The sequence below is a fragment of the Devosia sp. genome, from assembly GCF_041917035.1.
Lineage (GTDB): Bacteria > Pseudomonadota > Alphaproteobacteria > Rhizobiales > Devosiaceae > Devosia_A.
On the sequence record NZ_JAYRYM010000219.1, the window covers coordinates 1 to 6321 of the forward strand.

At 64.3% G+C, this 6321-nt stretch carries 7 protein-coding genes, 1 tRNA gene and 1 pseudogene; 5 read left to right on the top strand and 4 right to left on the bottom strand.

Annotation, left to right across the window (positions count from 1 at the left end; translation table 11 throughout):
* The 4 genes and pseudogenes from ACE3TU_RS17560 to ACE3TU_RS17575 all read left to right on the top strand — a co-directional run.
* Positions 1 to 204, top strand: a 204-nt coding sequence (locus ACE3TU_RS17560) for a hypothetical protein (protein ID WP_374626544.1), incomplete at its 5' end; no start/stop codon positions are given.
* On the top strand, positions 201 to 1244 hold the full coding sequence (locus ACE3TU_RS17565; RefSeq protein WP_374626546.1) for a GIY-YIG nuclease family protein: 1044 nt from the start codon (positions 201 to 203) through the stop codon (positions 1242 to 1244). The genes ACE3TU_RS17560 and ACE3TU_RS17565, both read left to right, overlap by 4 nt.
* Positions 1241 to 1999, top strand: a complete 759-nt coding sequence (locus ACE3TU_RS17570; protein WP_374626548.1) for an HNH endonuclease — start codon at positions 1241 to 1243, stop codon at positions 1997 to 1999. Before ACE3TU_RS17565 ends, ACE3TU_RS17570 begins: the two co-directional genes overlap by 4 nt.
* A gap of 70 nt (positions 2000 to 2069) precedes the next feature.
* Positions 2070 to 2831: pseudogene (locus ACE3TU_RS17575) on the top strand (IS5 family transposase).
* A 412-nt stretch (positions 2832 to 3243) separates the two neighbouring features.
* Here the strand turns inward: ACE3TU_RS17575 and ACE3TU_RS17580 are convergent.
* The 3 genes from ACE3TU_RS17580 to ACE3TU_RS17590 form a co-directional block, all read right to left on the bottom strand.
* A tRNA-Ser gene (locus ACE3TU_RS17580) sits at positions 3244 to 3334 on the bottom strand.
* A 125-nt stretch (positions 3335 to 3459) separates the two neighbouring features.
* Entirely contained in the window at positions 3460 to 4182 is a 723-nt protein-coding gene (locus ACE3TU_RS17585; RefSeq protein ID WP_374626556.1) for a glutathione S-transferase N-terminal domain-containing protein, read from the bottom strand.
* A 134-nt stretch (positions 4183 to 4316) separates the two neighbouring features.
* Complete coding sequence (locus ACE3TU_RS17590; RefSeq protein ID WP_374626550.1) at positions 4317 to 4757, bottom strand: glyoxalase superfamily protein; 441 nt, start codon at positions 4755 to 4757, stop codon at positions 4317 to 4319.
* Positions 4758 to 5044: 287 nt separating this feature from the next.
* On the opposite strand from ACE3TU_RS17590, the gene ACE3TU_RS17595 reads away from it, so the two are divergent.
* A complete protein-coding gene (locus ACE3TU_RS17595; protein ID WP_374626552.1) occupies positions 5045 to 5815 on the top strand; it encodes a sulfite exporter TauE/SafE family protein in 771 nt (256 codons plus the stop codon).
* On the opposite strand, the gene ACE3TU_RS17600 is transcribed toward ACE3TU_RS17595, so the two are convergent.
* Positions 5800 to 6321, bottom strand: a 522-nt coding sequence (locus tag ACE3TU_RS17600) for a molybdopterin dinucleotide binding domain-containing protein (protein WP_374626554.1), incomplete at its 5' end; no start/stop codon positions are given. The genes ACE3TU_RS17595 and ACE3TU_RS17600 overlap by 16 nt on opposite strands.

Consider the following 6321-nt stretch of genomic DNA (forward strand, 5'->3'; position numbering starts at 1 on the left):
CGCGCCTACGGCCTGACCCGCGACGAGCTGCGCTACATCCTCGACCCCGCCGACGTGAAGGGCCCCGACTACCCCTCGGAAACCTTCCGCGTCCTCAAGGAAAAGGAAATCCGCCGATACGGCGAATGCCGCACCCGCAGCCTCGTCCTTGCTGCCTGGGACAGGATGGAAGCGGTTGGCGAATTCAAGGATTTAGGACTGTGAGCACCACTGCAGACACTGCACGATCCATTGTTGTCTTGCTTGAGACCGGGGACGCACAGGGTCCGCGTGTCGCCCATCTCCCCATGTCGACGATCCGCGCTTTCGCGTTCCAACGCGAGGACTTTGCCGAAGCGATCGAGCTTTTCGGACAGCGATGGCAGCGCCCCGGCACCTACTTGCTCTATGGCGCCGACGTCTCAAGCAGCGATCAAGTCCCCACCGTCTATGTGGGGGAGTCTGAGCAGGTCGCCAGTCGCCTTCGCACCCACAACTCTACTGCGGCCAACAGCGGCGCAAGTGACTACACCTATTGGTCCGAGACGATTGTCCTTGTCAGCGAAGATGACAGCCTCTCAAAGGGGCACGTCCGATATGTCGAACGGGCCCTAACACAGGCGGCACGAGCCAACGGTGAATGGGTAGTCAAGTCGGGCCGCGACCCTGGACCTGGAGCCGGGGAGCTCCCAAGGCACGATTCCGTGTCTGCGGATCGCTTCATACAAGAGGCAAAGCTTCTCACCGGCGTTCTGGGGCTGGACCTTTTCAAATTGCAGCCTTTGGCGCAGCAACCTGCCGTTCAGCCAGGCGAGATGCAAACCTCAGCACCGACGATCTCTGCGCTATCGCCTACCTTTATATTAAAAGCGACCAACATGCCCGGTCCGGCCAAAATGCAGGTAACGGGCGACAGCTCCTTTGTTGTCCTCAGCAATAGTACTGCAGCTGCAGAAGCGGTCTCCAGCCTATCCCCGTCGTATCGTCGGCTCAGAGAAACCCTGAAAAACGACGGCATACTTAAGGAAGGCGACGGGCAGTTGGCCTTCACAGCAGACCACGCATTTCGCTCCATCGCGGCGGTAACTCAGGTTGTATCCGGCTCCACCTTGAATGGCCGTGTTGCTTGGTCGGACGATGGCGGAAAAACATACGGGCAGTGGGAGGCAGAGCGGGCTGAGGCTGCGGCGAAAGCGCTTGCTGAACCAGCCATTGGAGCAAGTCCGGGGCCGACGGACCCTGCAGACAGTGCGAAAGAGGTATGATCCAATCCCCGCAGTCCTTCGTGGTGGCCGAAGAGTGCCACAAGGTTGCCTGGCAGAACGGCTATCGACGTGCCATGGGCGAAGTCGAAGGGTGGGCACAATACAGCTCAACCACGGCGCGGGGCACGGTATGGTTTGCGGCCGCTGGCCATGAGGGGCCGTGGCTTCTGGCTCTCGAACACGCCGGCATCGTCGAGGAACTCAACCTCCCACACGCAGATGTGGCAGGCCCGGGGCTGGCGCGGTACGCCTTTCCCAGCCTCGCGGCACTGTATTCCGTGATGTCACGGGTCTACCAACTAGGCGTGACCCTGCCCGATGGCCCTCTTGAGGAGTTCCGCGCGGCCGTCGCGGGCCTTCCGAAGACTACCGAGGGCGAGCGGCTCGTCGTCCAGCGCATTGGTCAGAACATCTTCCGGGACCGGCTTATGACGTATTGGCAGGGGCGCTGCCCGTTGACGGGGATCACCGACCCCGCCCTGCTTCGCGCCAGCCACATCATCGCTTGGCGGGACTGCTCCACCGATGCCGAACGCCTGAACGTGCACAACGGCCTGCTTCTGTCGGCTCTTTGGGACGCAGCGTTCGACCAAGGGCTCGTGACCTTCGATGATGATGGGCACCCGGAATTCTCGCCCAAGCTGAGCGAAACGGCCCGCGCCGAACTGCGCTGGCACGCGCCGATCCCGCTGACCGACAAGCACCGCGTCCGTCTTGCGTGGCACCGCGCGAGCGCATTCTCGCTCAGTCCATGAACTGGCCTAGGCTCAGGACCTATTAGTCGCGATTGAGGTGTGATTCAGATTCTCCGAATAGGAGGATTTGATGGGTGATTTGTTCTTGCTGAGCGAAGGTCAGATGGCGCGGCTGACGCCGTTCTTTCCGCTGGCGCATGGCGTTCCGCGTGTCGATGACCGGCGGGTGGCGAGCGGCATCGTCTACGTGATCCGCAATGGCATGCAATGGAAGGATGCCCCCAATGGCTATGGTCCGCACAAGACACTCTACAACCGCTTCATGCGCTGGAGGCGGCTCGGCGTGTTCGACAGGATCTTCGTGTCGTTGAGCCAACAAGGACCGACACTGGAGCGGATCATGATCGACGCCACTCCCTGAAGGCCCACCGGACTGCGGCGAGCCCGCTTAAGAGGGGATGTTCACCGCCATGTCGGACGCACCAAAGGCGGACTGAACTCCAAGCTGCACACTGCGTGCGATCAGGCCGGGCGTCCGATCACCTTCAGGCTCACCGGCGGACAGGTTAGCGACCATATCGGCGCTCGCATGGTGCTCGACGAACGCCGGCCGCCTCGCACCTGATCGCTGATCGCGGCTATGACAGCGCCTGGTTCCGCCAGGCCCTCGCCGACAAGGGCATCGAGCCGTGCATCCCCTCAAAGCCGCAGCGGCAAGCGACCCTTCCCCTGCGACAAGGCCATCTACAGGCAACGCCACAGGATCGAGAACCTGCTCGCAAAGCTCAAGGACTGGCGACGCATCGCTACCCGATACGATCGATTCGCTCATACCTTCTTCTCGGCAACTTGCATCGCCGCAACAATCATCTTCTGGATCAATCAGTCCTGAGCCTAGCCGCCGGCGATGCGCTCGGGTCACTCTGTTAACCACCCGGGGCCACGCCTCGGCCCGGTCGACAGCCTGTTTGTCGAAATTGTCAAAAACTTGGATCACACCGGCTTGGTGCGCGACACAGATAGGGATTGCACCACAGAGACCGGGGGCAGGGGCGGGGGTACGACGCGTCGCAACGGCCGAGGCTCCCACCAACTGACGACATCATTCCCGCAGACTCGGACCGAAGTCGCTTCGCAACGAAAGACTTCACACCACCCGCTTGGCGCGCGATGCACGTGAATTGGCCAGAGCGCGGACGGAGTCGGGCCAAGCCGTTGGAGCCCGAGGTTGACCCCCCCTAGGGTGGCCCATAAGGTGGCTCACTCCCCAATATCCAGAAAACGTCAGATATTTCAAAGGAAACTGGCGGAGAGGATGGGATTCGAACCCACGAGACCCTTTTGAGGTCTGCGCCCTTAGCAGGGGCGTGCCTTCGACCACTCGGCCACCTCTCCGTCAACGGCCCTGATAGGGGGGCGGCGACGATGGTGCAAGGCTTTTTTGTGTACGCGCAGTCGGCAACTCAAGAGCACCGCCGGCCCGGGAACGGGCCCCCGACCGGCAGCGCGGGAGGAACCGGTCAGCGCTGGTTGAACATGATGGCGCGGGCCTTCTCGTCGGTGGCCGCGCTGATCTGCTGGCTCGGCTCCAGCGTGATGGCAAGGGCGCGCTGCACCGCCGGGCGATCGCTCACCCGCGCCCGCCAGGCGGCAAAGGTCGGAAACTCGCCGATGTCGATACCGTGATTGTCCGAACCGCGCGACCAGTCGAAGATCGCCATGTCGGCAATCGAGTAGTCCTCGCCGGCGACATAGTGTCGGCCGGCGGCCGCCTGGCGCTGCAACTGCTCGTCCAGCACCCGGTACAGGCGGTGCGCTTCGTCCTGGTAGCGCTTGATGGCATAGGGGATCTTCTCGGGCGCATAGCGCGAGAAGTGGTTGTTCTGTCCGAGCATCGGACCGAACCCGCCCACCTGCCAGAACAGCCACTCGTCGATCTTGATCCGCTCGCGCCAGGAACTGCCGTAGAAGCGTCCGAACTTCTCGGCGAGGTACTTGAGGATGGCCCCGGACTCAAAGACCGAGATCGGCTCGTCGTCCGGTCCTTCGGGGTCGAGGATGGCGGGGATCTTGTTGTTGGGCGAGATGGCCAGGAACTCGGGCCGGAACTGGTCGCCGCGGCCGATATTGATCGGATAGAGCGCGTAGGGCAGGTTCAGTTCCTCGAGGGCGATGGTGATCTTGCGGCCATTGGGCGTGGCCGCGTAGTACAGGTCGATCGGCAAGGTCTGGGTGGTCATCACATGTCCGGACTGGGGAAGGGCCGCGGACGGGTTCCGTGGCATTGATCTCATTTATCGGCAATTGACGATGGAGCGCAACCGCCTCACGGGAAAGCGAAAACGGCGGGCGGGCCCGCCGTTGGAAGAATGTTCCGTCAGAGGCGGTGGATGCGCATGTGCGGTTCACCGTCGCTGGTGCGGGCCGGTGAGACCCCGTGCAGGTCGACGGTCGCCGTCACCCGTTGCCGGAATGCCGAGAAGAGTTCGCTCGTCACCACATCGACCGGTTGATCGAACTTCACCGTGACCGTGTAGTGCTGCATGTCGGCCGGCACCTGTACGCCGAGCACCAGCCCGACAAACGGTTGCCTGAGGTAGGTGCCCGCGACGCGCTGGCCGACCTGAACGGGGCTTGCGACACGCTCGGGGAGCGCCGCCGCCGCGGCATTCCAGTCGCGGTATCCATGTCTGTGAGCGACCATTTCGAGCGCCGCGCCGTGCGTGACGGCGCTGCCGTCCCGGCTCAGTTGGGCGCGCAGTTCCCTTGCCTCGGCCTTCAGGCTCGCGGTGCTCGGGGTATCCAGGGAGAACGTCATGTCGATTCCTCGTTGCCGAGGCGGATGCATCATGGGGCCCGCCTTGCCATGAACCGCCTCGAAACGGGAGCGATCATGTCGGTCTTGGCGCCCGCGCGGGGCGGCTGGGCTTCACCGTCGGGTTTCCCCGGCGAGCGGCAGGTGCCAGCAACCGCGGGCACATACGGGCCTCTCCCCCGGCCTGTCAACCGGCCGCCGATCAGCGGCGGCGATCGGGGCGATCACCGATTTGCATTGGCGGCGGGCCGGGCTTGGCATTAGCAAGGCGGCGCAGGGGAGACTCACGCGTGAACGAGGCACTGTTGCTGGCGGCCGGGCTGCTCGGGGGCGCACTGAACACGCTCGCCGGAGGGGGGTCGTTCGTGGTGTTTCCGGCGCTGCTCGCCGTCGGGGTGCCCCCGGTGCTGGCCAATGCCACCAATACCTACGCCGCCCTGCCTGGCTACATAAGTGGCGCGCTGGGCTTTCGCGAGGATATCCGGCGCCATGCGGCGCGGCTGCTGCCCTATACGCTCGTCGCGCTGGTCTTTGGCTATGTGGGCGCCGAACTGCTGCTGCACGTCTCCAACGAGGCCTTCGGCCGGATCGTGCCCTGGCTGATGCTGTTCGCGCTCGGCCTGTTCGTCTTCGGCGGGCGCATCAACCGCTTCGTCGCGGCGCGGTCCGGCGCGGCGCGGCATGCACGGTTTGCCGGCGCCGTGCTGCTGCTCGCCCTGCTCGCGGGGCTGTCGATCTATTGCGGATTCTTCAATGCCGGATTGGGCATTCTGCTGCTCGCCTTCCTGGCACTGGCCGGGATGACCGACATCCACGCAATGAACGGGCTGAAGCTGTGGATTTCCGCGGTGATCGCGGTGATCGCAGTGCTGCGCTTCGCCGCCGCCGGCTCGATCGACTGGTATTCGGGCTCGATCGCCCTGGTCGGCGTCACGATCGGCGCCTACGTGGCCGCGCGTCTGGCGCATCGCGTGCCGACGCGACTGATCCGCGCGCTGGTCATCGTCTACACCATCGGGCTGACGATCTGGTTCTTTCGGGCGGCCTATTTCGCCGGCTGATCGGCCTTCGCGACCCACACCGCGGTGTCGTGGAAGGCAGCGCCACCGAACGGGCGGACCGGGTCCGAACCCACCAGCGTGTTGATGCCGGCCCCGCCGCGATGTGCGGCGTTCGGATGGATGCCTTCGGCAATCAGCACGCCGCGCCGCACGCCGTCGAACAGCGCGGCCGTCAGTTCCACCTGCCCGCGCCGGTTGCCGAGCACCGCGCGCTCTCCCTCCGCAATCCCGAGATCGGCGGCATCGGCGGGATGGATCAGCACGGTGGGGTGCGGCTGCCGCTTGCGGCTGCCGGGGGTCTCGGCGAAGCTAGAGTTGAGGAAGCTGCGCGAAGGACTGGTGGCGAGCCGGTACGGAGTTTCGTCGTCGACCTGCTCGGTGACGTCCCAATGGTCGGCGAAGCGCGGCATCTCGGCGGGATCGCAGACCCACAGGTAGCCCTTCCGTTCCGCCGTGCCCTGCCAGTTGGGGGAGAAGCGGAAGCGACCGTAATTCCAGGCGAATCC

Coding starts and splice junctions, on each gene's coding strand:
- ACE3TU_RS17570 (WP_374626548.1), top strand. CDS start 1,241: ATGATCCAATCCCCGCAGTCCTTCGTGGTGGCCGAAGAGTGCCACAAG.
- ACE3TU_RS17590 (WP_374626550.1), bottom strand. CDS start 4,757: ATGACGTTCTCCCTGGATACCCCGAGCACCGCGAGCCTGAAGGCCGAG.